Below are 23895 nucleotides of genomic sequence, written 5' to 3'. Positions count from 1 at the left end.
CGCTTCCGGGCAATGTGTTGTCATCCGGCAACGCTGCCGCCTCGATCGCCGATATAGCGCCGGAAGGCCTCCGGTCCAGCACCGTCGAAGAAATCGGCGGCCGACCCTCTTGCCGCGACCCTGCCCTCGTCGACGAACGCGATCCGCTGGCCGATGCGGCGCGCGTCCTGCGGCTGGTGCGTGACGAAAAGCACGGTCATCTGTCGCTCGGCGTGGATGCCGGCCATGAGATCGAGCATGTCTTCGCGCAGCGCCGGGCCGAGCGAGGCGAAAGGCTCGTCGAGCAGAAGCACCGGACGGTCCCGTATGAGCACCCGCGCCAGCGCGACGCGCTGCCGCTCGCCGCCGGAAAGCTCGCGCGGCAGCCGCTTTTCCTTGCCGGCGAGACCGACACGCCCCAGCGCTTCCGCGACCGCGCGGTGGTCGTCGGCCGTGAGCTTGAGCGATGGCGAGCGGCCAAGCCCGACATTGCCCTCGACCGAAAGATGGGCGAACAGGTTGTTTTCCTGGAACACCATCGACACCGGCCGCGCCGAGGGCGGCGCATTGTCGACATCGATCCCGCCGATCAGCACCTTGCCAGCATTGGGTGATTCGAAGCCGGCCACCAGATTGAGCAGCGTCGACTTGCCTGAACCGCTCGGCCCCATGATGGCGGTGATCCTGCCGGCGGCGAATTCGACATCGAACCGGAAGGATGCCTCGCCATAGCTGAAGGATACGCCGTCCAACGTGACGGCCAGGCCCTTTGTGGCCGCGATGCCATTATTATCCCTCGTCATGCCTTTGCCTCCCGTCCCAGCCAGTCGGCGGCGACAACCAGCATCAGGCAGACGAGGCCGAGCAGCAAGGCCAGCCCCGCGGCGTCGGCGGTCCGGTAGCTGCCCATGCGCGCGAGTAGAAGATAGGGCAAGGTCTGGACCGAATCGCTGCCGAACAGCGCGATCACGCCGAGATCGCCGAGCGACAGCGCCATGGCGAACGCAAAGCCGGTGGCCAAGGGCCGCCGCAGCGACGGCCAGTCGACCAGCCGCAGCCGGTTCCAGCCGGAAATGCCGAGCGCCAGGCAGAGTCGCTCGTGGCGCTCGCTCGCCGCGTCATAGGCAGGGCGGACGGCGCGAATGGCAAATGGCATCGCCATCACCGCATTGACCGCGACGACCATGACAGGTGCGATGGCGAACACATCGGTGATGTTGCGCAGAGCCAGGAACCAGCCGGCGCCGATCACGATCGGCGGCACGACCAGCACGAAACCGGCGCCGGTGTCGGCGGCGTGTTCGAGCAGCGACATGGCGCCGCCCGCGCGGCGCCGCAGGGCCAGTGCGCGTCGGGCGGCAATCAGCGACAGCGACAGCATCACGCAAAGCAGCGCCGAGAGAAAGGAGAGCCCGGCGCTGGTGAGCGTCGCCCGACGCACGGCGTCCTCGCCGGCCAGCCGCCCAAGATCCGCCTCCAGCCCGGCGAGCACGGTCGCCGCCATCGGTCCGGCGACGAACAGCAGCGCAAGCACGATCAGGCCGGCATTCAACACGGCCTCGGTGGTGCTGGCCGCAAGGTAGCGGCGTGGCGCTACCGGCAGATTCGTATCGCCGGCCGTGTTGGCGCCGAGTCGCGTCAGCATGGCGACCACGACGAAGGTCAGCACGATCTGCAGAAACGTTAGTGTCACGGCCCGCGCGGGATCGAAATCGAAGCGCAGCGCCTGGTAGATCGCGACCTCCAGCGTCGTCGCCGCCGGCCCGCCGCCCAGCGTCAGCACGATGGTGAAGGAGGTGATGCACAGCATGAAGACCAGCCCGGCGACCCCAGGCAGCGCCGTGCGCAGCGCCGGCCATTCGATCAGCCGGAAGGCCGACCGAGCGTCCATACCGAGCTGGCTCGCCAGCCGCCACTGGTCGGCCGGCACGGTGCCGAGCGCCTCGAGGAACAGCCGCGTGGCCAATGGCAGGTTGAAGAAGACATGCGCGACCAGGATGCCGGAGAGGCCGTAAATGCCCGGCCATTCCCCACCGCCGAACGTGCCGAGGATGCCGGCAAAATAACCGGCATGGCCGTAAAGCGCCAACACGCCGAGCGCGGCGACGATGGCCGGCAGCGCCAGCGGCACCGTGAACAACTGCAGGATCAGGCGACGTCCGGGAAAGTTGGTGTGCCTGGACAGGGCGCGGCCGACGAACACTGCCGGCAAGACCGAAAGCAATGTCGACAGCAGCGCCTGCCAAAGCGTGAAGCGGGCGACGCGGAGCAGATAGCTGTCGAAGGCCGCGGCAGCGCTGGACGGACCGCTTGCGCCTTCGAGGATGAGGCCGGCGAAGGCGCCGCCGATGAGCAAAGTAATGGCGACAAGGGCGATGATGCCGGCGGTGATGCGAGGGTCAGGGCGCGGCGTGGATTGCACGCTGCACCACGTTGGCTCGAGCTAGCGAACGCCGCGTTCCGTCGCGCCCCCCTCTGTCTTGCCGGACATCTCCCTCTCTAGGAGGGAGATTGGCAGCTTTGCCGCTCTTCCTACATCGTCGGCGGCTAGCGAAATCACCGATGACCGCGAATTTCCCCCTTTGCGGGGGAGGTGGCCGGCCGGACAGAGGCGGGTGCTCAAGCGCCATCCTGCGTCCTACTTGCTCATCGCCGCCAGCCATTCATCCACCCAGGCCTTGCGGTTGGCCGCCACCTCGTCCGGGCTGAACAGCAGGGTTTTGGTCGGCTTCACCAGCTTTTCGAAGGCCGGGTTGAGCGGCTTGTCGGTCTTGCCCGCCGGGAACATCCAGTTGGTCTCCGGGATGATGTCCTGGAACTTGGGCCCGGTCATGAAGGCTATGAATTTTTCCGCCAGCGGGTTCTTCGCGCCGGTTTTGGTGATGCCGGCGACCTCGATCTGCAGATATTCGCCCTCCTCGAAGGACGCCGCCTGATAGCGCTCGGTGTTCTCGGCCACCATGTGGTAGGCCGGCGAGGTGGTATAGGAGAGAACCATCGGCGCCTCGCCCTTGGTGAACAGACCATAGGCCTCGCTCCAGCCCGGCGTCACGGTCAGCACCTTCGGCTTCAGCTTGGCCCAGGCTTCCGGCGCCTTGTCGCCATAGACCGACTTGACCCACAGCAGCAGCCCGAGGCCCGGCGTCGAAGTGCGCGGATCCTGGATGATGATCTTGTCGGGGCCGGCGCCCTCGACCAGTTCCTTCAAGCTCTTCGGCGGGGTCTTCAGCTTTTCGGTGTCGTAGACGACGGCGAAATAGCCGTAGTCGAAAGGCACGAAGGTGTCGTCTTTCCAGCCGCCGGGCACATTCAAATCGGCCACCGCGCCATGCCGCGCGAATAGGCCGCTCGCCTTGGCATCCGCGGTCAGGTTGGTATCGAGGCCGAGCACGACATCAGCCTTGGTGCCGGCGCCCTCCAGCTTGACGCGGTTGAGCAGCGCCACGCCGTCGGCAACCGAGACGAAGTCGAGATCGCAGCCGCATTCGGCCTCGAATTCCTTCTTCACCGCGGGCCCGGGACCCCAGTCGGCGGTGAAGCTTTCGTAGGTGTAGACGGTAAGCTTGTCTTTAGCCTCGGCAGGTCCGCCTGCCAAAAGCGAAACAAGGCCGACTGCAAGAACAATGTTGGACAATAACGAGCGCATCGGCGCCTCCTTCGTTCGCGTTAAAGGAATTGAGGCGTCGGATGGTCCGAAACGTCTAATCCCTCCGCCGGTACAAACCGGATCAGGTTCAGCGGGTTGGCTTTCGTTGCCTCTCAGCCGGTTCGCAAAATCAGCGTCCGGCACCCCGTTAGAGCGTTTCGAGACATAGGCCCGGCCGATGCGGCGCGCAAGCGGAAGTTTCCTGGGCATCCATCAGGGTTCACCGCGGTAGCGAAGTGCGATTCCGTTTGGACGCGCCCGCTTCCGTTTCGTTGGCCGGGCTGGTAAGGGCGACGGCCATGGGCACATTCACCATCCTGCTTGGCGGCGATCTCGTCCGCACGCCTCGGCTCGATCGCCAGATCGAAGGCTCCCGCATCATCGCCGCCGATGCCGGTATCGGCCATGCCGATATGCTTGGCCTGCTGCCGGAGCTCTGGGTCGGAGATTTCGACTCGGTGCCGGCGAGCCTGCCGGAGAATCTGGCCGCCGTGCCGCGCAAGATTTTCCCGACCGAGAAGGATATGACCGACGGCGAGCTCGCCATTGCCGAGGCGCTGGCGCGCGGCGCCACCAGCCTGGTGCTGGCCGGCGCCTTCGGCGGCAAGCGCGCCGATCATGCCTTTCTGCATTTGGCTCTAAGCGTGCGGCTGGCCGAGGCGGGCACGACCGTGCTGCTGACCAGCGGCGCCCAGGAGGGCGTGCCCATCCTGCCGGGCAAAGCCGGCTTCGACTACGCCGACGGCACGCTGTTCTCGGTGCTCGGCTTCTCCGACCTCGCCGGCCTGACGGTCTCAGGCGCCAAATGGCCGCTGGACGGTGTCGAGGTGGCGTTCGGCTCCTCGCTTACCATATCAAATGAGGTCAAGGGCCGGCTCCATATCGCGCTCGAGCGTGGCCGGGCGCTGCTGCTCGCCCACCCCTATCCTCTTCCCGAAAGCTGACATGGCCCCGCCTCTTCTCAATCTGGATGGCATAAAACTGACTTTTGGCGGCACGCCGCTGCTCGACGGCGCGGTACTGAGCGCCTCCGCCGGCGAGAAGATCGCGCTTGTCGGCCGCAACGGTTCGGGCAAGTCGACGCTGCTCAAGATCGTCGCGGGGCTGATCGAACCGCAGGACGGCGAAGTATTCCGCCAGCCCTCGGCAACGGTGCGCTACCTGCCGCAAATGCCCGATATGGATGGCTTCGCCAGCGTGCGCGCCTATGTCGAAGCCGGCCTCGGGCCGGCCGACGACCCGCATCGCGCCACTTATCTGATGGAGCATCTCGGCCTGACCGGCGAGGAGCGGCCGAACGACCTTTCCGGCGGCGAGGCGCGCCGCGCAGCACTCGCTCGCGTCATGGCGCCGGAGCCCGATATCCTGCTCCTCGACGAGCCGACCAACCATCTCGACCTGTCGGTCATCGAATGGCTGGAAGAAGAGCTTGCCCGCACCTCGTCGGCCGTGATCCTGATCTCGCACGACCGCCGCTTTCTCGAGCGCGTCTCGCGCGCCACCGTCTGGCTCGACCGCGGCCAGACGCGCCGGCTGGACAGGGGGTTCGCGCATTTCGAGGAATGGCGCGACCAGGTGCTTGAAGAGGAAGAGCGCGAACAGCACAAGCTCGGCCGCCAGATCGTGCGCGAGGAGCATTGGCTGCGCTATGGCGTGACCGCCAGGCGCAAGCGCAACATGCGCCGGCTCGGCGAGCTGCAGGCCATGCGCCAGCGTTTTCGCAGCCATCGCGGCGCCGAGGGTTCGGCGACGATGGTGGCAAGCGACGCCGCTGAATCCGGCAAGCTGGTGATCGAAGCCAAAGGCATCGAGAAGAGTTTTGGCGACCTCACCGTGGTCAAGGGCTTTTCGACCCGTATCCAGCGCGGCGACCGTGTCGGCCTTGTCGGCCCGAACGGCGTCGGCAAGACGACGCTTCTCAAGATGCTGACCGGCGAGCTGGCGCCGGATGCCGGCACCGTGCGGCTTGGCGTCAATCTGGAAATCGCAACGCTCGATCAGAAGCGCGAGGCCGTCGACCCGCAGGAGACGCTGGCGAACTACCTGACCGACGGGCGCGGCGAGAACCTTGTGGTCAATGGCGAGCAGCGCCACGTCGTCTCCTATATGAAGGATTTTCTTTTCAAGCCGGAGCAGGCGCGCACGCCGGTGCGCGAGCTTTCGGGCGGCGAGCGGGCGCGACTGCTGCTGGCCCGGGTGCTGGCGCGGCCGGCGAACCTTTTGGTGCTCGACGAGCCGACCAACGACCTCGACATGGAGACGCTGGAGCTGCTGCAGGAACTGGTCGCCGGCTTTGCCGGAACGGTCGTCCTGGTCAGCCACGATCGCGATTTCCTTGACCGCACAGTCACCAGCGTGATCGCGCCCGACGGCGCCGGACGCTGGATCGAATATGCCGGCGGCTATTCCGACATGCTGGCGCAACGCGGCGGCTCGAAGCTGGAGGAGCGCAAGGCAAGGCCGAAGGCTGAAGCGAACGAAGCGACGGCCAGGGCCGAACAGACCAGCGCGAAAAGCCCGGCCAAGAAGCTCTCCTTCAAGCAGAAGTTCGCGCTGGAATCCCTGCCGAAGAAGATCGAGGCGGTGAGCGCGTCCATCTCAAGGCTGGAGAACAATATCGCCGACCCGTCCTTCTATGAGCGCGATCCGGTCTCGTTCCAGAAGACCATCGCCGCGCTCGACAAGGAGCGCACCACGCTGGCCTCACTTGAGGAAGAGTGGCTGGAGTTGGAGATGCTGCGCGAGGAGATGGAAGGCTAGCCGCTATAGGCAAGCCTCAGAGGCAGGCCTCGCAGATCGCAGCGATATGGCGTCTGTCGGTGCCGCAGCAGCCGCCAAGCACGGCTATCTGGCCGAAGCGGTCGCGCATGGCGCGGTAGCGCCGGCCGAGGTCGACAGGATCGCCTGGATCGAGTTCGGTCGCCGCATCCAGCTCGGCATGGCTTTTGGCGGAGGCGTTGGCCCGCACGCCGCGAATGCGCCTGATCCAGCGTCCGTCGCCGGCAAGGACGGCGTCGAAATGGCTCGGATGCGCGCAGTTGATCATGAAATATGCGGGGGCGCCGTCCGTTTCGCCGTCAACGGTCTCGATGGCGTCTCTCAGGCTCTCCCCCGAAGGCAGGCGTCCATCCGTCTCGACGGTAAACGAAATCACCGACGGGAGCCCCACCGCCATCGCGGCGCAGGCTATTCCGGCAGCCTCCTGCGCATAGGTCATCGTAATGGCGCTGACCATATCGGCGCTGGCATCGCGGAATGCCTTGACCTGATCGCCGTGATAGGTCTCGGCCTCGGCGGGCGACATGACTGTGTCAACGCGGTAGCCGTCGCCACGGGGCCCGACCACCCCATTGACCAGCACGGTCATGCCACGCGCAACATAGGGCGCAGCCAGCGCCCGCGCCCATGACACTGCCTGCATGTCTATGCCCGACAATGCGACTTTCGAATAGCCGAGCTTTTCGCCCCAGTCCGGATTGGCGCGCCACGTCGGGGTATCGAGCACGAAGCCGACGCCGTGTTTGTCGGCGATGTCGAGATACTGGCGGAAATAGCGGGCCAACGTCGTCCGCCCCTCCTCCTCGCCAAGAAGCGGAAAGGCGGCGAAGGAGGGCAGATCGAGGCCTTCCAGAAAAACAAGCGAGGTCTCGAGGCCGCCATCGGTCAGGAAAACGGCTTCACCCAGCTCACGAACGTCGATCTTCGCACTGGTCATCGCCGTCTCCGGTCAGACCTGCCGCTTGCGCGACTATAGCATTTGAGGGCGAATTTGCCATGCCGGTCCGGTCGCGAAGGTCGCGCTGGTCCAAGCTATCCATTGCAGCACTCGCGTGATGCGCATATTCTATACGCATGTTGCGGAGGCTATCATGCGCAAGATTGCCGCAAATGCGGTCCGCCAGCCGGCAAATCTATCGATCGATTCACAGCTCATGAAGGAAGCCAAGGGGCTCAACGTGAATGTATCTCGTGCCGCCGAAGCCGGGATCGCAGAAGCCGTGGCAGCCGAGAAAACGCGGCTGTGGAAGCTCGAAAACCGCGCCACCATGGATGCCTGGAACGAGTATGTCGACACGTACGGCGTTCCGCTCAAGGAGCATCGGCAGTTCTGATGGCGCGCTATGACGCCTTTGCCGCCAGCGGCATCGAAGGCGGCTACCTCCTCGAGGTTCAATCCGACCTGCTCGACAATTTCAAGACGCGCGTCGTCGTTCCGCTTTTGCCCCTCGCGTCGGCGCCGCCGCCAATGCGGAAGCTGCATCCGGTCTTCGAAATCAATGGACGCAAGCTGGTCATGGCCACCCATCTGATCGCTACGGTGGCTGCGACGGAACTCGGGGAAAACCGTTTCAACCTCGCGAAGCATCACGACGAGATCGTTGCAGCGCTCGACATGCTGTTTCAGGGCTTCTGAGCCGCTCGGCCTCAACCGGACGTCTTCGTCGCCCAGGCCTTCAGCGCCTCATCAAACACCTTCTCGCCCGGAATGCCCTTTTCCATGGTGAGCAGGGCACGGCGTCCGGTCTTGTAGACCACCGGCACGTCGATCCAGGCCTGCCCCCTGAGCAGCGTCAGGTTGGCGTCCTCGTCGGCCTTGGTGTCGTTGAGGGCGACGAGGAAGAAGCCATCGGCGATCTTGGCCGGGATGCCGATCAGCGGGCTGCCGGCGTCCTGTTCCGAGCTCTTCATGGCGATGCGCAGGATGTTGTCGACGCCGCCGCCGTCAAACCCTTCCGGCGTCAGGAAGATCATCTCGATGATGTGGCTGGCCGGCAGCGTCTGGTCGGTATTGCGCCGGATGGTCATGCGCAGCTGGATGTCCTTGCCGGGTATCGTCGCCTCGGCGCGGATCGCCGGCTCCGGCGGCAGGTCGCCGCCCGGCGATTCCTGCACCAGCGACCAGACGATGCTGCCGGGCTCGGCGGTTCCCTGCTGGGTGCTGGTGCGCTCCTCATAGAAGATTGCTTTCTGGCCGACCGGCACGGTCGCTTGGGCCGTCGCAGGCGCAGTCCCGGACGCGGGTGGCGGAGTCGTGCCAGCGGCAGGCGGAGTGGCCGCCGCGGCCGGAGGCGTGGTCCCGGCGGCCGGCGCGGGCGGATTGGCGGCGGCACCGGCGGGCGCCGACGGCGTGGTCCCGGCAGGCGGGCTCGCGGGCGGCGTTTGCGCAGCCTGCGGAGTGTCGGCGGCGGGCGGGGTCGCGGCCGGAGTTGGCGCGGCGGGCGGCGTGCCGGCGGCGGGCGCCGGCGTCATCCCAGGCGCGGCTGGCGGCGGCGTGGTCAGCGCGGCGACGGATTCGCCCTCGCCGATGGTGCTCTGGCCGCCGGCCGGACCAGGATCTACTTCCTTGCCCTCGGGCGTCAGCCGCTGGGTGAATTTCGCTGTTTCGGCCGGTTCATTGGCTGCAGCCGCGTTATTGCCCGCAGCCGGCGGCGCGGCCGCCGTCTCGGCGGTCGGCTTTGTCGGGGCGGCAGGCTTGACCAGAGGCTCGGTCGAGACGGTCTGGCTGCTGCCGCCCTTCAAGCCGAGCATGGAGCTGAACGCATCCTTGTTCAGCCAAACGCCGTACCCGCCGCCGGCCAGCACCAGCAATGCGACAACGGCAGCAATCAACCCGCCATAGCTGCGCTTGCGCGGCGCAGGCCGCAGCCGCTGGAAAGTATCGGCCGGCTGGTCGTCATTGGCAAAGACATCGCTGTCCTCGTCCGGTTCGGCGGCGTTCATCCCGGGCAGGCCGACATCGTCCTCGCGCGGCGAGGGCATGGGCGGCGGTGCCGCGGGCACCTTGTGCCAGCCGCCGGGCTCAGTCTTCGTTGCCCCTTGCCAGCTTGGTTCCGTCTTTGCTGCGCCTTGCCAGCTCGGTTCCGCCTTCACCGGCGCCGGTGCGGGCGCCGTCTTGAAGGGCTCCGGCTTGAAGGACTCCGGCTTGGCAGGTTCGGGCTTCGCCACCGACGGCTGCCGGACGTGGCTCGGCTGGTTCTTGTTGCGGTCGATCGAGGAAAAAATATGTTCCAGCTCCGCCAGGGGATCTTCCGCTGGAGCCGGCTTGGGCGCCGGAGCAGGCTTGGCATACTCGCGCTCGACGCTGGCGACGGCATCTTCGAGCGAACGTTTCTGCTTGCTGATGACCTCGGCCGACAACGGCGGAGAATAGTTCGCGAGTTTCTTCGCCAGCATCTCACGAGCATTCTCGTAAATCCGCTTGCGCAACTCGGGCGAGGGCTCGCTGTGCTTCGCAAGCTGTTTTTTCAGAACACCAACGAAATCTGCCATGCGTCAGTCGACCTGCAATTCTTTCCCGGGCCGGCCGCAAATCAGCCGTAGCGCCTGGAAGCGCTGTGAAACTAGTCTTGAAACGGATCGGTCACAAGTATCGTGTCGTCCCGCTCCGGGCTGGTGGAAAGCAGTGCAACCGGGGCGCCGATCAGCTCCTCGATGTGGCGGACATATTTGACGGCTTGCGCCGGCAGATCGTTCCAGCTCCTGGCGCCGGCCGTCGTTCCCTTCCAGCCTTCGAGCGTCTCATAGACCGGCTCGACGCGCGACTGGGCGCCCTGGCTGGCCGGCAGATAGTCGATCAACTCGCCATCGAGGCGATAGCCGGTGCAGACCTTGATCTCGTCCAGCCCGTCGAGCACGTCGAGCTTGGTGAGCGCGATGCCCTTGATGCCGTTGACGGCCACCGCCTGGCGCACCAGCACGGCGTCGAACCAGCCGCAGCGGCGCTTGCGGCCGGTGACGACGCCGAATTCGTGGCCGCGCGTGCCGAGGAACTCGCCGACCTCATTCTTCTGCTCGGTCGGGAACGGCCCTTCGCCGACGCGCGTCGTATAGGCCTTGGTGATGCCGAGCACATAGCCGATCGCGCCGGGGCCGGTGCCGGAGCCGGCGGCCGCTTGCCCTGCCACGGTGTTGGATGAGGTGACGAAGGGATAGGTGCCGTGGTCGATATCGAGCAGCGTGCCTTGCGCGCCCTCGAACAGGATGCGCGCACCCGCGCGGCGCTTGTCGTCGAGCACCTTCCAGACGCGGTCCATGTAAGGCAGGATCTCGCCGGCCACCGAGGTCAGCTCCTGCATGATCGCCTCCTGGGTCGCTTCCGGATGGCCGAGCCCGCGGCGCAGCGCATTATGATGCGTGAGCAGCCTGTCGACCTTCAGGGGAAGCGTTTCCAAATCCGCCAGATCCATCACCCGCACCGCACGCCGGCCCACCTTGTCCTCATATGCGGGGCCGATGCCGCGGCGGGTCGTGCCAATCTTGGTTCCGGAATTCGAGGCGGCGTCTTCGCGGAACCCGTCCAGCTCCCGGTGCAGCGACAGGATAAGCGCGGTGTTTTCGGCGATTTTCAGGCGTTCGGGCGTCACCTCCACGCCCTGCTCCTTGAGCTTCTTTGTTTCCGCGACGAAGGCGTGCGGATCGAAGACGACGCCGTTGCCGATGATCGACAGCTTGCCCTCTCTGACCACGCCGGACGGCAAGAGCGAAAGCTTGTAGACCTTGCCGTCGACGACCAGGGTATGGCCTGCATTGTGGCCGCCCTGGAAGCGCACGACCACGTCGGCGCGCTCCGACAGCCAGTCGACGATCTTGCCCTTGCCTTCGTCGCCCCACTGCGAGCCGACGACCACCACATTGGCCATGTTCTTTTCCCTTGAGATGCCGCCTTGGCGGCTTGAAACGACAGGCCTCTATAGCCTCATGTGCAGGCCGATGCGACCCCTTCTTTGTCCCCGAAACCACCCAGGGCACAACAAACCAGGCACAACAAATTCCGGCTTTCGCATCATTTACTTGGCCTCGCCAATCGCAATAGGCCGGCATCCTTCTTCCACCGCGCCTGCCGGTCCAGGATTAAGCGATGCATCGAGCCGCCTATCTGTTCCTGCTCTCCACCATGCTGCTGTGGGGCGGCAATTCCGTGGCCGGCAAGCTTGCCGTCGGCCATGTGTCGCCGATGACGTTGGTTTTCCTGCGCTGGGTGCTGGCGGTGCTGATCATGCTGCCCGTCGGCTGGCGGACGTTTCGCGAGGACTGGCCTGAACTGCGCCGGCATTGGCTGCTGGTCGCCGGCCTCGGCGCCTGCGGCTTCACGATGTTCAACGTCATCTTCTACACGGCGCTGAACTACACGACCGCCATCAATGTCTCGATCGAGCAGGCCGCCATACCGATCGTCATCATCCTTGCCAACTTCGTGCTGTTTAGGCTGCACGTGCAGCGCCTGCAGATCGTCGGCGTCGCGCTCACCATCCTCGGCGTCGCCCTGACCGCTAGCCATGGCGACCTCGGTCAGCTGCTGAAGCTCGAGCTCAATTTCGGCGACGCCATCATGCTGGTCGCGGTCCTCTGCTACAGCCTCTATTCGGTGGGGCTGCGCCTGAAGCCGGCCGTTCGCTGGCAAAGCTTCATGCTGGCTCTGTCGCTCGCCGCGCTTTTGACCTCGGTGCCGTTCTTTGTCTGGGAAGGGGCGGCGGGCCGCGTCATCGTCCCGGACGCGCGAGGATGGGCGGTCGCGTTCTACACCGCGCTCGGCGCGTCCGTCGTCTCGCAGATCTTCTACATCAAGGGCAACGAGCTGATCGGCGCCAATCGCGCCGGACTGTTCATCAATCTGGTGCCAATCTTCGGCACCCTGCTTTCGGTGCTGATCGTCGGCGAGCAGTTCCAATTCTATCAGGGTCTTGCGCTTGTGCTCGTGCTCGGAGGCATCGCGCTGGCCGAATACAGCGGCAGCAGAGCCGTTCTGTAGGGGAAATGCCCCGCATGCCGAAGCATGCGGAACATGATCTTTCAGGCGGCGCCGACATCGAAGTGCAGCGGTTTGGCCGAATCGATCGATTGGTGCGCCCGCAGCTGATCGAGCACCCTTTCCGGGAAGGGTGCGTCGAGATAGAGCAGCGCGATCGCATCGCCGCCCGGCCGGTTGCGGCCGAGCTGGAAGTTGGCGATGTTGACGCCGTTCTCGCCGCAGACGGTGCCGAGCAGGCCGATGATGCCGGGCGCGTCGGCATTGGTCGTGTAGAGCATGTGCTGGCCGACCTCGGCATCGAGGTTGATGCCCTTGATCTGGATGAAGCGCGGCTTGCCGTCCGAGAAGCAGGTGCCGGCGATCGAGCGGGTCATGTGCTCGGTCTTGACGGTGAGCTTGATATAGCCGTCGAAGACGCCAGATTTGTCGCGCTTGACCTCGGCGACGATGATGCCGCGCTCCTTCACCATGATCGGCGCCGAGACCATGTTGACGTCGGAGACCTGCGGCCGGATCAGGCCGGCAAGAGTGGCGCTGACCAGCGCACGCGTGTTCATCGTCGCGGTCGAGCCGTCGAACAGGATCTCCACCTCCTTGATCGGATCTTCAGTGACCTGGCCGACAAAGGCGCCGAGCACCTCGGCCAGTTTGACGAAGGGTTTCAGTCGCGGCGCTTCCTCGGCGGTGATCGAGGGCATGTTGATGGCGTTGGAAACGGCGCCCTTGATCAGGTAATCGGCCATCTGCTCGGCCACTTGCAGCGCAACGTTCTCCTGCGCCTCGGTGGTCGAGGCGCCGAGATGCGGGGTTGCCACGACATTCTGCATGCCGAACAGCGGATTGTTCTCCGCCGGCTCGGCCTCGAAAACATCGACGCCGGCGCCGGCCACCTTGCCGCTCTTCAGTGCCGCGACCAGGTCGGCCTCGACGACCAGCCCGCCGCGCGCGCAATTGATGATGCGCACGCCGTCCTTCATCTTGGCGATCGCGGCCGCATCGATGATGTTGCGCGTCTTGTCGGTCAGCGGCGTGTGCAAGGTTATGAAGTCGGCGCGCGCGAAAAGCTCGTCGAGCTCGACCTTCTCGACGCCGAGCTCTTCAGCGCGGCTGTCCGACAGGAACGGATCGAAAGCCACGACATGCATCTTCAGGCCGACGCCGCGCGTCGCGACGATCGAGCCGATATTGCCGCAGCCGATCACGCCCAGCGTCTTGCCGGTGATCTCGACGCCCATGAAGCGGTTCTTCTCCCATTTTCCCGCATGCGTCGAGGCGTTGGCCTCCGGGATTTGGCGCGCCAGCGCGAAGATCATCGCAACGGCATGCTCGGCGGTGGTGATCGAATTGCCGAAGGGCGTGTTCATCACGATGATGCCCTTGCGGCTCGCCGCCGGAATGTCGACATTGTCGACGCCGATGCCGGCGCGGCCGACGACCTTGAGCCTGGTGGCGGCATTGATCAGCTTCTCGGTGACCTTGGTTGCCGAGCGGATGGCGAGGCCGTCATACTGGCCGATCACTTCGAGAAGCTTTTCCTTGTCCTTGCCGAGATCGGGCAGGTAGTCGACCTCGATGCCGCGGTCCTTGAAGATCTGCACGGCGGTGGTTGAAAGTTTATCCGAGACGAGAACGCGGGGCGCCATGGCGGCCTCCTTGAAGAATGGGATTGATCCGTTTGGGATCGGCGGCCCGAAGGCCGCCGCGAATGACTCAGGCGGCCGCTTTCAGCGACGCCTTCTGCATGGCGAAGGCCCAGTCGAGCCAGGGCAGCAGTGCTTCGAGATCGGAGGTCTCGACGGTCGCGCCGCACCAGATGCGCAGGCCGGGGGGCGCATCGCGGTAGGAGCCGATGTCGTAGGCGACACCTTCCCGGTCGAGCGTCGAGACGATACCCTTGGCGAAAGCCGCCTGACCGTCGGCATCGAGCGCCGCCACGTCCGGATCGGTGAAGGACAGGCACACGGAAGTGTTCGAGCGTGTCGCCGGATCGATGGCCAGATGGCCGAGCCACGACGACCTGTCTGCGAACCGGTCCAGCACCGCGGCGTTGGCGTCGGCGCGGGCGATCAGCGCTTCCAGGCCGCCGATCGACTTCGCCCATTGAAGCGCATCGAGATAGTCCTCGACGCACAGCATCGACGGCGTGTTGATGGTCTCGCCCTTGAAGATGCCCTCGATCAGCTTGCCGCCGGAGGTCAGGCGGAAAATCTTCGGCAGCGGCCAGGCGGGCTTGTAGGTCTCCAGCCGCTCGACGGCGCGCGGGCTGAGGATCAGCATGCCGTGCGCGCCCTCGCCGCCCAGCACCTTCTGCCAGGAGAAGGTGACGACGTCGAGTTTGTCGAAGTCGAGCCGCTGCGCGAACGCCGCCGAGGTGGCGTCGCAGATGGTGAGACCCTTGCGGTCGGCCGGAATGAAATCGCCGTTCGGCACGCGCACGCCGGAGGTCGTGCCGTTCCAGGTGAAGACCACGTCGCGGTCGAAATCGATCTGCGTCAGATCCGGCAACACGCCGTAGCCGGCCTCGAACTTGCGCACATCGGCGAGCTTGAGCTGCTTGACGACATCGGTCACCCAACCGGAACCGAAACTTTCCCAGGCGACCATGTCGACACCGCGCTCGCCAAGCAGTGACCACAGTGCCATCTCGACCGCGCCGGTATCGGATGCCGGCACGATGCCGATCCGGTAGCCGGCCGGGACCTTGAGGATTTCGCGCGTCAGCTCGATCGCCTGCTCGAGCTTGCCCTTGCCGATTTTGGCGCGGTGAGAGCGTCCGAGCGCAGCAGCTTGCAGCGCCTCGACCGACCAGCCGGGGCGTTTTGCACAGGGACCTGAGGAGAAATTGGGATTTGCCGGACGGAGTCCGGGCTTGGTAAGCGTCGTCATCGTGGTCTATCCTTCCAGATAGTGGCCCCTCGTTGGGGAGGGGTGGCCCACGGACGGCGATATGCTTTCAGGCTTTCGGCGTCAAGAGCAAAGTTTTTGTCGCAGTCGGGATATTTGTCTCACGGTACCACGCGCCGGAAACGAAAAAGAACGGCGGACCGCTCGATCCGCCGGCGGCAATTTCCGAGTTCTCTCGCTCACCAAAGATCGTAGCGCAGCCCGAGCTTGACCTGATGATTGCTGATCCCCTTTCGGATCGAGTAGGAGGTCAGGCTGTCGGCTGTCGCATATTCAGCATCAGGCGCTGAGAAATACTGATATCCCAGATCTATCAGCACATTCTTTGAGACCTGGTAAGCAAAACCTGCGTTCAAAGTGTACGCAAGCGAATACTTCGTCTTGTTATCGGTCTGGGTGAAATCATCGGACGGATCAGCGTTGTCGGTGAAATAGCTCGCTGAAAGATTGTACTTGCTCCGGACAATACCGAGACCCGCTCCAACATAAGGTGTAACGCCGATATAGGTACCAAGGTCGACGTAACCGTTGAGAATGCCCGAGAATGCATAATTCTTGAGGGTCGCGGATGCCACGGTTGCCGTGGCCGGCGGTGTCACGATCAATGTGTCATCGTAACCGACACTGACCCTGTTGCCCGGCAGATAACCGAAATTGAAATCAGCACGCAGGTAATCTGTGAAATGGTAGCCGAAGCCTATACTCGCAAAGATCGGGTCTTCTTTGTCGCTGAAGCTCCCCGGCGGGGAGGCGAAATCCTCATTCCTGAAGCTCTTCTCCACCAGATAGGAGACGTCGCCGCGGAGGTACCAGCCGGAGCCTACCTCGACCGGCTGATAGTCCGGCGCCTGGTCGACATAGATCGGCGGATCGTAGTCGGCCGACACCGCCTGTGTCGCCGGCATCAGCACGATTGCGGCGAGCGCCAGTGCGATACGCGATTTTGATGTCATGGTCCCCGGCTCCTGAGATTGGCACCAGTCGCGAACGCGAGCACAGCTGCCGTTTCAGGAGCATTGTTAACCATAGTGGTTAAGTGCCGGTTAAGGATAACAGGGGGTTACCGAATTGATTTCGATGCTGTTTTACCGGCCACCCACAAAAGAAAATCGCCCGGCTGACGCCGGGCGATCGGTAAAATCCAGGATCTTCGAAGCGACTACTTGGTGTAGATCGGCTCCGGCTCCGGCTGGTAGGCCACCGGTGTAGTGCACCCATTGTTGCCGCCGAATTGGTAGCGCAGACCGCCGCGCACCTCATGCGTGTTGATGCCGTGGTCGAACCCCGGCCCGGAACTCGTCGAATCGAACTCGAACATGCGCCCGCCCTGGATGTGAGTGAAGCGGTAGCCTGCGTCGAGGATCACCCTGTCGGTCAGGCAGTAGGAAGCGCCGGCCATGAGCGCATAGGCGAAGCGCCAGTTGGACGAACCCGGGTTGGTTTCGGTGGTGTTCGGATCGTGGACCGTGTCCCACTTGACGTGCGCGCCGCCGATGCCGGCGCCGACGTAAGGCGTGATGCCGTGATAGGTGCCGATGTCAACATAGGCATTGGCCAACAGCAGCAGCGCGCTCATCCTCGACACCTCGGTGGATGTCGTTACGAGGTCCGAGGTCTGGCCGTTGAAGTCCGACTTGAACCAATAGTCGGCCGTCAGATCGGTTCGGAAGTAATCGTTGATCTTGTAGCCGACGCCGCCGCCGAGCGAGAAACCGCCCTTCAGCTTGCCGAAATCGAAATCGTTAGTGCCGGGCGGTGGCCCGTATGTAATGTAGTCGATGCCGCGCAAGGTCGACTTGTGGTAGTCGATGTCGCCGCGAATATACCAGCCGCCGACGTCGATCGGCTGAGCTTCGACCACCGGCGGCGGAGCTTCCTCCACCGGCGGTGGTTCCCCCAGGTCGGCGGCGAGGGCCGGCCCGGCCACTCCCGCCAACAGCGCGGCAAACAGTGCCATTCTTGCGGTATCGAACATGCTGTCACCCCTAAGAAGCCTCGGGACGACATCGCCCGAAGATGAACCTCGGCGTGGATAATGAATTGCAAAGGTTAAAAGCCGTTTAACCGTACCGATTAACCACGAATGCCTACAATTTTAGAGGGTATTCCGTTGTCCGGGGTGTTGTGAGCGCGCGAAAAAGCCCGCCTGGCGGCGGGCTTGCAGGTGCGATCGTCCGATTTGCGGCGGCGATCAGGCGGCGCTGCGGGTATCCGAAATGATGCCGACGATCTCGTTGACGACGGCCTCGACCAGCTGCGGATCGTCGCCTTCGGCCATGACGCGGATGAGCGGCTCGGTGCCGGACGGCCGGATAACGAGGCGGCCGGCCTTGCCCAGGCGGTTGCGCCCTTCCTCGATGGCTGCCTTGACCGGCGCCTCCTCCAGCGGCTTGCCGCCGGAGATGCGGACGTTCTTCAGAAGCTGAGGCACCGGCTCGAACTTTTTCGACAGCTCGCTGACCGGCCGGTTCTGCCGCTTGATGCAGGCCAGCACCTGCAGCGCCGAAACCAGGCCGTCGCCGGTGGTCGAGAAATCGGACAGCACGATATGGCCGGACTGCTCCCCACCGACATTGAGGCCATGCGCGCGCATGTGCTCGACGACATAGCGGTCGCCGACCTTGGTGCGGTGCAGCTGCAGCTTCATGTCGCCAAGGAAACGCTCGAGACCGAGATTGGACATCACCGTCGAGACGACGCCGCCGCCGGCCAGGCGCCCGCTCTGGTGCCAGGACTCGGCGATCAGCGCCATGATCTGGTCGCCGTCGACTATGGCGCCGTTCTCGTCGACGATGACCACACGGTCGGCGTCGCCGTCGAGCGCGATGCCGATATCGGCGCGCACCTCGTGCACCTTCTTCTGCAGGCCGGCCGGATGGGTCGAGCCGCACTCCTTGTTGATGTTGAAGCCGTTCGGCTCGACATTGATGGCGACTACCTCGGCGCCGAGCTCCCACAGCGCCTCCGGCGCCACCTTGTAGGAGGCGCCGTTCGCGCAATCGACGACGATCCGAAGCCCGGAAAGCGACATCGAGCGCGGCAGCGTGCGCTTGGCGAATTCGATATAGCGGTCGTGGACGCCGTCGACGCGCTTGGCGCGCCCCAGCCCGTCGGAATCGGCAAGCGACAACTCGATGTCCTTGTCGAGCATGCCTTCGATGCGCTCCTCGATCTCGTCGGAGAGCTTATAGCCGTCGGGGCCGAACAGCTTGATGCCGTTGTCGTAATAAGGGTTATGCGAGGCCGAGATCATCACCCCGATGTCGGCGCGCAGCGAGCGCACCAGCATGGCGACCGCCGGTGTCGGAATCGGCCCGAGCAGGAACACGTCCATGCCGGCGGCGCACAGGCCTGACACCATCGCGTTCTCGATCATGTAGCCGGAAAGCCGCGTGTCCTTGCCGAGCACGACGCGGTGCCGATGGTTGCCCCGCTGGAAAGAAAGGCCGGCGGCCATACCCACCCGCATGGCCACCTCGGCCGTCATGGGAAACTTGTTGGCGCGTCCGCGAATGCCGTCGGTGCCGAAATACTGCCCTGCCATACCTGCCAAAGTCCCCGTCGGTTTCAGCCGTCCGTATTGCCACAATTGGGCCGCATCCGATCATCACGTTTCGTGATTATATATTACCATTCCTTAGAAAATCATTGTCGCGGACGGGTCAAGTGATTCGGCGGCCTGCCACGACCTCTCGTTGTAGCGGGAATATAAAAGCCCGGACAGCTTTTCCGCCCGACACGGTTGGAAAAACCTTATTTGCTCGAACCGAGCGCCAGCAATTTAGCGCCCTGTCGGCAGGAACACACTTTGTGAGGGCATCCGCGCGGGAAGCATCTGGCGCAGCCCGAAGTTGAGAGCTATTGATTTGGTATAGAGACCATTTGGCGCAGCAAGGGAGAAAAACGCCATGCTTATTCATAGACTTGCAACATTGACGGGCATCGCCGTCGCAACCCTGTTCCTGGCGGCGCCGGCCAACGCGCTGACCATGGCCGAGTGCAGCACCAAGTACAACGCGGCCAAGGACGCCGGAACGCTCAATGGCCAGACCTGGAACCAGTTCCGCAAGGCCCAGTGCGGCAGCGACGCTTCCGCCGCGACCGACACCAAGGCGGCGACCGACACCAAGGCGGCGACCGAGACCAAGGCTGCGACCGAGACCAAGGCTTCTGACACCAAGAAGGCAAAGACGGCAGCTGCCTCGGACGGCACGGCCAAGGGCCTGACCGCAAAGGAATGCAGCACCAAGTATCAGGCCGCCAAGGCGGCCGGCACGCTGAACGGCATGAAGTGGAACGATTTCCGCAAGGCTGAATGCGGCCCCGGCGCCACTGCTGCGGCAACCGCCAAACCTGCCACCAGCAAGACTTCCACCGCCGCTGACGGTGGTTCGGCCAAGGGTCTGACCATGGCCGAATGCAGCAGCAAGTACCAGGCTGCCAAGACCGCCAACAAGCTCAACGGCATGAAGTGGAACGACTTCCGCAAGACCGAATGCGGCGCCGGCGACGACGACGACACCGTGCCGGCTCCGACCGAGGCGACTTTCACCAAGGAACCGGCAAAGCCCAGCGTGGCTGCGCCGAAGGGCGTGACCTTCCCGACCGCCATCTCGCCGAAATTCGCCAACGAGACGCCGGCCAAGGCCCGCATGCACACCTGCCTCGAGCAGTACTATGCCAACAAGGACGCCAACACGCTGAACGGCCTGCGGTGGATCCAGAAGGGCGGCGGCTTCTACAGCCTCTGCAACGCCAAGCTGAAGAGCTGATCGCTCAGCGCTTACCTCCAAGACAAAGGCCCGCGCATCGCGAGATGCGCGGGCTTTTTCGTTGGACGCGCATAAAGAGGCATGTCGGCGCCGCAAAAGAACCCCCGCCGGCGAAGCTACCAATCTCCCCCTATATGGACTGAGGACATCGCGAAAAGGTGTGCGAAGACATCGCGAACAGTTTCGTGCGTTTTGCGCGGGAGGTTCGGGGTGCCATGCGAGGCCAGAAGCGTGATGAGCCAGAAGGAAGATTGGCGCTTGCGCCGGACGCCGATCTTGCAGGTGCGGTCCGCGAGCCACTCGCCAATCGTCTGTGACCTCCCAAACAAAAACGCCGCGGTCTGAGCCGTTTTTTATGTTTCGTTTTCGATCGAGCCTTAGCCCTGCGGCTGCGGCTCCATGCCGCCTTCGGGCTCGGGGCCCTTCTTGCGACGGCCGCCGGTGCCGGCTTTCGGCACAGCCGAGCCGCGGCTGGGCGGCGTGTCGTCGCCAAGGTCGCGGGCGGGCTTGTGGCCGGCGATCAGCTGCTTGATCTCCTCGCCGGTCAGGGTCTCGTATTCGAGCAGCCCTTCGGCCAGCGCGATCCAGTCCTTCTTCTTCTTGGTCAGCACGGTCTTGGCGGTGGAATAGGCATCGTCGATCAGCCGGCGCACCTCGGCGTCGATGATCTGCGCGGTCTCTTCCGAGATGTTCTGCTGGCGCGCCACCGAATGGCCGAGGAAGACCTCTTCCTGGTTGTCGCCATAGGCGACATGGCCGAGCTTGTCGGAGAAGCCCCAGCGCGTGACCATGGCGCGCGCCAGCTTGGTCGCCTGCTCGATGTCGGAGGAGGCGCCGGAGGTGATGTTCTCCTTGCCGAACTTGAACTCCTCGGCGACGCGGCCGCCCATCATGATCGCCAGCCTCGAGATCATGTATTTGTAGCTCATCGAATAGCGGTCGCCTTCCGGCAGCTGCATGACCATGCCGAGCGCGCGGCCGCGCGGGATGATGGTCGCCTTGTGCAGCGGATCGGCCGTCGGCACGTTGAGCGCCAGGATGGCGTGGCCTGCCTCGTGATAGGCGGTCAGCTCCTTCTCGGCCTGCGTCATCGCCGACGAGCGGCGCTCGGCGCCCATCATGATCTTGTCCTTGGCGTCCTCGAACTCGGCCATGGTGACGAGCCGCTTGTTGCGACGCGCCGCCATCAGCGCGGATTCGTTGACCAGGTTCATCAGGTCGGCGCCGGAGAAGCCGGGCGTGCCGCGCGCGATGACCTTGAGGTCGACATTGGGCGCCAGCGGCACGTTGCGCACATGCACCTTGAGGATCTTCTCGCGGCCGACGATGTCGGGGTTCGGCACGACCACCTGGCGGTCGAAGCGGCCCGGCCTGAGCAGCGCCGGGTCGAGCACGTCGGGCCGGTTGGTGGCGGCGATCAGGATGATGCTTTCGTTGGACTCGAAGCCGTCCATCTCGACCAGCAGCTGGTTCAGCGTCTGCTCGCGCTCGTCATTGCCGCCGCCGAGGCCGGCGCCGCGATGGCGGCCGACAGCGTCGATTTCGTCGATGAAGATGATGCAGGGGGCGTTCTTCTTGGCCTGGTCGAACATGTCGCGCACCCGGCTTGCGCCGACGCCGACGAACATCTCGACGAAATCCGAGCCGGAGATGGTGAAGAACGGCACATTGGCCTCGCCTGCGACGGAGCGGGCGAGCAGCGTCTTGCCGGTTCCGGGAGGGCCGACCAGCAGCACGCCGCGCGGGATCTTGCCGCCGAGCCGCTGGAACTTCTGCGGATCGCGCAGGAACTCGACGATCTCCTCCAGGTCCTCCTTGGCCTCGTCGACGCCGGCGACGTCCTGGAAGGTGACGCGGCCATGCGCCTCGGTGAGCAACTTCGCCTTCGACTTGCCGAAGCCCATGGCGCGGCCGGAGCCGGACTGCATCTGGCGCATGAAGAATATCCACACGCCGAGGATCAGGATCATCGGCAGCCACGAGATCAGATAGCCGAACAGCGAGTTCGAACCGTCGCTTTCAGGCCGCGCGTTGATGGTGACGTTCTTGTCCTGCAGCCTGGAGACCAGCGACGGATCGCCCGGCGAATAGGTCTGGAAGCCGTTGGCGTTGTCCGTGTAGTTGCCCGAGATACGGGCGCCGGCGATCGTCACGCTCTTGACCCGGCCGGAAGAGACATCCTGCAGGAACTGCGAATAGGCAATCTCGCTCGAAGCGCCGCGCGTCTGCGGCGTCTGGAAAAGATTGAACAAGGCGATGAGCAGGACCGCTATGATCGCCCAGAGCGCGAGGTTGCGATAATTCGGATTCATCTATTGTCCTGTTGGCGTCCGCGCGCGGACCCACGATGGTGATTGGAGGCTTGGGCCTAACATAGGGAGAGCGTCTCCCCTTGCCAAGCAGAACAGCATGCCTCGGTTAAGCTTTCGCCCATGCTCCGCCGCGATCATGGCCGCGAAAAGGCGAGGGCGGCAGCGGCGGCGCGCCGATCAGCGCGGCGACGGCGGCAGCGGGCCGGAGATCGAAGGACGGCAGGAAGCGGGTGAAGGGCGACACCGCAGGAACGATCGCCGTCGCCGGCGGCGCGGCATCACCGCCAGCCAAATCAAGGCGTTCGCCGCCGCGCCACAGCGCGGGCTCGGCGGCCAGCGCCTTGCGCAGCAAGCTCGCCGGAACGTCGCCTTCCGGGGTAAATCGCTTGGCGGCGCCGGGACCTGCTGGCGCGATCACCAACCCGCTCGGCCTGTCGCTCAATGTGATCCTCCGCCGACCGTCCCATAGGGCCTGCTCAGCAGCCGGAACCGCGGGCAGATTGCGGGCCTCGCGGTGGAGGAAGATGTTGGTGCGGCGCGCGTCGACCACCGTCCGCGACAATGTGGCGCAAAGCGTCCCCGACCGCAGATGCTCGAACAGCGCCCGGCAACGCGCCTCGTCGACAAGGAACGTGACGCCGCCGACCGTGGCTAGCAGGATGCGAAATGCATAGACGGCGGCTTCGCTATCCTCACCACTTGCGAAATCGCGATCGAGGCGGATGAGCCCCGGAGCCGGCTGGCTAGCGAAGGCGCCGATCAGCGCCGCCGCACGCTGGCCGAGGTTCTCGCGCTCGGCGGCTGCCTGTCCGGCCTTCGCGATTGCTTTCTTGAAACGCGCCTCGCCGTCTCTGCCTGCAAGCGAGATGCGCAGGCGCGGCCGCTCGAAGCGCCGGTCGACATTGGTCGGATCCTCGGTCCAGCCGACGCCGCGACGCTTCAGCATCTCCCGCAATGCCGCGCGGCGCGTGGCGAGCAGCGGGCGGGCGATCCAGACCCGCCAATCGTAGAGCGTGGCGGGCGCCATGCCGGCGAGGCCGCGGCCGTCGCGTGGATCCTCGTTGCGGGCCTCCTCTTCACGAACTTGCCGCATCAGCACGGTCTCGGCCTGGTCGTCGGCGGTATGTCCGGTCACCACCGCGCGAATGCCTGCCGCTTCGGCTGCCTCGGCCAGCAGCCGATAGCGCGCCTCGCGCGCGGCGGCCGGCAAGCCGGTCGACGGCTTGCGACCGGACCAGACGAGCGTGCGGTGCGCGATGCCGTGCTCGGCGCAAAGTCGGGCGACAGCTTGCGCTTCGGCTGCCGAGCTTGGTCTGAGGTCATGATCGATCGTCACCGCAAGCAGCCTTGCCGCGGGCAGGGTTCGGTCGAGGTGGTGCTTGAGCAGATGGAGAAGGGCGGTCGAGTCGCTGCCGCCGGACACGGCCGCAACGGCGCCGTGGGAGAAGTCGAAGTCTTGGAAAAGGCGATCCGAAAGGTCAGTCTCGGTATCGAACATCACTGCGCGTCGTCCAAAAGCGGTCCCGATTCTGG

The 23895-nt window shown here is 64.7% G+C and carries 19 protein-coding genes and 1 riboswitch; of the genes, 6 read left to right on the top strand and 13 right to left on the bottom strand.

Annotated features, from left to right (window positions below; translation table 11 throughout):
• Positions 1 to 20: 20 nt before the first annotated feature.
• From thiQ to thiB, 3 genes are all read right to left on the bottom strand, one after another.
• Complete coding sequence (gene thiQ, locus A9K71_RS23850) at positions 21 to 782, bottom strand: thiamine ABC transporter ATP-binding protein (protein WP_067001857.1); 762 nt, start codon at positions 780 to 782, stop codon at positions 21 to 23.
• Positions 779 to 2401 (bottom strand): thiamine/thiamine pyrophosphate ABC transporter permease, encoded by a 1623-nt coding sequence (gene thiP, locus A9K71_RS23845; RefSeq protein ID WP_067001854.1) that lies wholly within the window; start codon positions 2399 to 2401, stop codon positions 779 to 781. Before thiP ends, thiQ begins: the two co-directional genes overlap by 4 nt.
• Positions 2402 to 2617: 216 nt before the next feature.
• Positions 2618 to 3625, bottom strand: coding sequence for a thiamine ABC transporter substrate binding subunit (gene thiB, locus A9K71_RS23840; protein ID WP_067001851.1), 1008 nt, complete (start codon positions 3623 to 3625; stop codon positions 2618 to 2620).
• A gap of 42 nt (positions 3626 to 3667) precedes the next feature.
• Positions 3668 to 3783, bottom strand: a riboswitch (TPP riboswitch).
• A gap of 141 nt (positions 3784 to 3924) precedes the next feature.
• Here thiB and A9K71_RS23835 point away from each other — a divergent pair.
• Both A9K71_RS23835 and A9K71_RS23830 read left to right on the top strand, forming a co-directional pair.
• A complete protein-coding gene (locus A9K71_RS23835; RefSeq protein ID WP_067001848.1) occupies positions 3925 to 4569 on the top strand; it encodes a thiamine diphosphokinase in 645 nt (214 codons plus the stop codon).
• A 1-nt stretch (position 4570) separates the two neighbouring features.
• Entirely contained in the window at positions 4571 to 6385 is a 1815-nt protein-coding gene (locus A9K71_RS23830; RefSeq protein WP_067001845.1) for an ABC-F family ATP-binding cassette domain-containing protein, read from the top strand.
• A 16-nt stretch (positions 6386 to 6401) separates the two neighbouring features.
• Here A9K71_RS23830 and A9K71_RS23825 read toward each other — a convergent pair whose 3' ends face one another.
• Positions 6402 to 7340: a homocysteine S-methyltransferase family protein gene (locus tag A9K71_RS23825; protein WP_067001842.1), complete on the bottom strand. Its 939-nt coding sequence runs from the start codon at positions 7338 to 7340 to the stop codon at positions 6402 to 6404.
• Between the two features lie 154 nt (positions 7341 to 7494).
• On the opposite strand from A9K71_RS23825, the gene A9K71_RS23820 reads away from it, so the two are divergent.
• Together A9K71_RS23820 and A9K71_RS23815 are read left to right on the top strand one after the other, a co-directional pair.
• Positions 7495 to 7737: a type II toxin-antitoxin system CcdA family antitoxin gene (locus A9K71_RS23820; RefSeq protein ID WP_067002201.1), complete on the top strand. Its 243-nt coding sequence runs from the start codon at positions 7495 to 7497 to the stop codon at positions 7735 to 7737.
• A complete protein-coding gene (locus A9K71_RS23815; protein ID WP_067001839.1) occupies positions 7737 to 8039 on the top strand; it encodes a CcdB family protein in 303 nt (100 codons plus the stop codon). The genes A9K71_RS23820 and A9K71_RS23815 overlap by 1 nt, the downstream gene beginning before the upstream one ends.
• An 11-nt stretch (positions 8040 to 8050) precedes the next feature.
• On the opposite strand, the gene A9K71_RS23810 is transcribed toward A9K71_RS23815, so the two are convergent.
• Together A9K71_RS23810 and A9K71_RS23805 are read right to left on the bottom strand one after the other, a co-directional pair.
• On the bottom strand, positions 8051 to 9895 hold the full coding sequence (locus tag A9K71_RS23810; protein WP_067001836.1) for a hypothetical protein: 1845 nt from the start codon (positions 9893 to 9895) through the stop codon (positions 8051 to 8053).
• 71 nt (positions 9896 to 9966) lie between these two features.
• Positions 9967 to 11265: an adenylosuccinate synthase gene (locus tag A9K71_RS23805; RefSeq protein WP_067001833.1), complete on the bottom strand. Its 1299-nt coding sequence runs from the start codon at positions 11263 to 11265 to the stop codon at positions 9967 to 9969.
• Between the two features lie 218 nt (positions 11266 to 11483).
• On the opposite strand from A9K71_RS23805, the gene A9K71_RS23800 reads away from it, so the two are divergent.
• A complete protein-coding gene (locus tag A9K71_RS23800) occupies positions 11484 to 12374 on the top strand; it encodes a DMT family transporter (protein WP_067001830.1) in 891 nt (296 codons plus the stop codon).
• A 41-nt stretch (positions 12375 to 12415) separates the two neighbouring features.
• Here the strand turns inward: A9K71_RS23800 and serA are convergent, their stop codons facing one another.
• From serA to glmM, 5 genes are all read right to left on the bottom strand, one after another.
• Entirely contained in the window at positions 12416 to 14017 is a 1602-nt protein-coding gene (serA, locus tag A9K71_RS23795) for a phosphoglycerate dehydrogenase (protein WP_067001828.1), read from the bottom strand.
• A gap of 67 nt (positions 14018 to 14084) precedes the next feature.
• Positions 14085 to 15260, bottom strand: a complete 1176-nt coding sequence (locus tag A9K71_RS23790) for a phosphoserine transaminase (protein WP_067001825.1) — start codon at positions 15258 to 15260, stop codon at positions 14085 to 14087.
• Positions 15261 to 15457: 197 nt separating this feature from the next.
• The gene (locus A9K71_RS23785; protein WP_067001821.1) at positions 15458 to 16231 is read right to left on the bottom strand and encodes an outer membrane protein; all 774 of its coding nucleotides are present in this window, start codon (positions 16229 to 16231) and stop codon (positions 15458 to 15460) included.
• A gap of 206 nt (positions 16232 to 16437) precedes the next feature.
• Positions 16438 to 17253 carry an outer membrane protein gene (locus tag A9K71_RS23780; RefSeq protein WP_067001819.1) on the bottom strand — a complete coding sequence of 272 codons (816 nt, stop codon included), beginning with the start codon at positions 17251 to 17253 and terminating at the stop codon, positions 16438 to 16440.
• A gap of 216 nt (positions 17254 to 17469) precedes the next feature.
• Positions 17470 to 18822 (bottom strand): phosphoglucosamine mutase, encoded by a 1353-nt coding sequence (glmM, locus tag A9K71_RS23775; protein ID WP_067001816.1) that lies wholly within the window; start codon positions 18820 to 18822, stop codon positions 17470 to 17472.
• 364 nt (positions 18823 to 19186) lie between these two features.
• Here glmM and A9K71_RS23770 point away from each other — a divergent pair, with 364 nt between their 5' ends.
• The gene (locus A9K71_RS23770) at positions 19187 to 20050 is read left to right on the top strand and encodes a hypothetical protein (RefSeq protein ID WP_067001813.1); all 864 of its coding nucleotides are present in this window, start codon (positions 19187 to 19189) and stop codon (positions 20048 to 20050) included.
• 377 nt (positions 20051 to 20427) lie between these two features.
• Here A9K71_RS23770 and ftsH read toward each other — a convergent pair whose 3' ends face one another.
• Positions 20428 to 22362, bottom strand: coding sequence for an ATP-dependent zinc metalloprotease FtsH (gene ftsH / locus A9K71_RS23765; protein WP_067001810.1), 1935 nt, complete (start codon positions 22360 to 22362; stop codon positions 20428 to 20430).
• Positions 22363 to 22468: 106 nt separating this feature from the next.
• The gene (tilS, locus tag A9K71_RS23760) at positions 22469 to 23860 is read right to left on the bottom strand and encodes a tRNA lysidine(34) synthetase TilS (RefSeq protein ID WP_067001807.1); all 1392 of its coding nucleotides are present in this window, start codon (positions 23858 to 23860) and stop codon (positions 22469 to 22471) included.
• Positions 23861 to 23895: the final 35 nt, after the last annotated feature.

The organism is Mesorhizobium sp. WSM3873, from assembly GCF_001672445.1.
GTDB lineage: Bacteria > Pseudomonadota > Alphaproteobacteria > Rhizobiales > Rhizobiaceae > Mesorhizobium.
The sequence above is the reverse complement of the archived record's forward strand: the minus strand, read 5'-3'. Positions and strand labels throughout refer to the sequence as shown.

What these genes read in the sequence shown, in the direction of transcription:
- tilS (WP_067001807.1), bottom strand. Translation starts at nt 23,860, where the DNA reads ATGTTCGATACCGAGACTGACCTTTCGGATCGCCTTTTCCAAGACTTC.
- thiB (WP_067001851.1), bottom strand. Translation starts at nt 3,625, where the DNA reads ATGCGCTCGTTATTGTCCAACATTGTTCTTGCAGTCGGCCTTGTTTCG.
- glmM (WP_067001816.1), bottom strand. Translation starts at nt 18,822, where the DNA reads ATGGCAGGGCAGTATTTCGGCACCGACGGCATTCGCGGACGCGCCAAC.
- A9K71_RS23800 (WP_067001830.1), top strand. Translation starts at nt 11,484, where the DNA reads ATGCATCGAGCCGCCTATCTGTTCCTGCTCTCCACCATGCTGCTGTGG.
- A9K71_RS23770 (WP_067001813.1), top strand. Translation starts at nt 19,187, where the DNA reads ATGCTTATTCATAGACTTGCAACATTGACGGGCATCGCCGTCGCAACC.
- ftsH (WP_067001810.1), bottom strand. Translation starts at nt 22,362, where the DNA reads ATGAATCCGAATTATCGCAACCTCGCGCTCTGGGCGATCATAGCGGTC.
- A9K71_RS23780 (WP_067001819.1), bottom strand. Translation starts at nt 17,253, where the DNA reads ATGTTCGATACCGCAAGAATGGCACTGTTTGCCGCGCTGTTGGCGGGA.
- A9K71_RS23820 (WP_067002201.1), top strand. Translation starts at nt 7,495, where the DNA reads ATGCGCAAGATTGCCGCAAATGCGGTCCGCCAGCCGGCAAATCTATCG.
- A9K71_RS23785 (WP_067001821.1), bottom strand. Translation starts at nt 16,231, where the DNA reads ATGACATCAAAATCGCGTATCGCACTGGCGCTCGCCGCAATCGTGCTG.
- A9K71_RS23790 (WP_067001825.1), bottom strand. Translation starts at nt 15,260, where the DNA reads ATGACGACGCTTACCAAGCCCGGACTCCGTCCGGCAAATCCCAATTTC.
- A9K71_RS23830 (WP_067001845.1), top strand. Translation starts at nt 4,571, where the DNA reads ATGGCCCCGCCTCTTCTCAATCTGGATGGCATAAAACTGACTTTTGGC.
- A9K71_RS23815 (WP_067001839.1), top strand. Translation starts at nt 7,737, where the DNA reads ATGGCGCGCTATGACGCCTTTGCCGCCAGCGGCATCGAAGGCGGCTAC.
- A9K71_RS23805 (WP_067001833.1), bottom strand. Translation starts at nt 11,265, where the DNA reads ATGGCCAATGTGGTGGTCGTCGGCTCGCAGTGGGGCGACGAAGGCAAG.
- serA (WP_067001828.1), bottom strand. Translation starts at nt 14,017, where the DNA reads ATGGCGCCCCGCGTTCTCGTCTCGGATAAACTTTCAACCACCGCCGTG.
- thiQ (WP_067001857.1), bottom strand. Translation starts at nt 782, where the DNA reads ATGACGAGGGATAATAATGGCATCGCGGCCACAAAGGGCCTGGCCGTC.
- A9K71_RS23825 (WP_067001842.1), bottom strand. Translation starts at nt 7,340, where the DNA reads ATGACCAGTGCGAAGATCGACGTTCGTGAGCTGGGTGAAGCCGTTTTC.
- A9K71_RS23835 (WP_067001848.1), top strand. Translation starts at nt 3,925, where the DNA reads ATGGGCACATTCACCATCCTGCTTGGCGGCGATCTCGTCCGCACGCCT.
- A9K71_RS23810 (WP_067001836.1), bottom strand. Translation starts at nt 9,895, where the DNA reads ATGGCAGATTTCGTTGGTGTTCTGAAAAAACAGCTTGCGAAGCACAGC.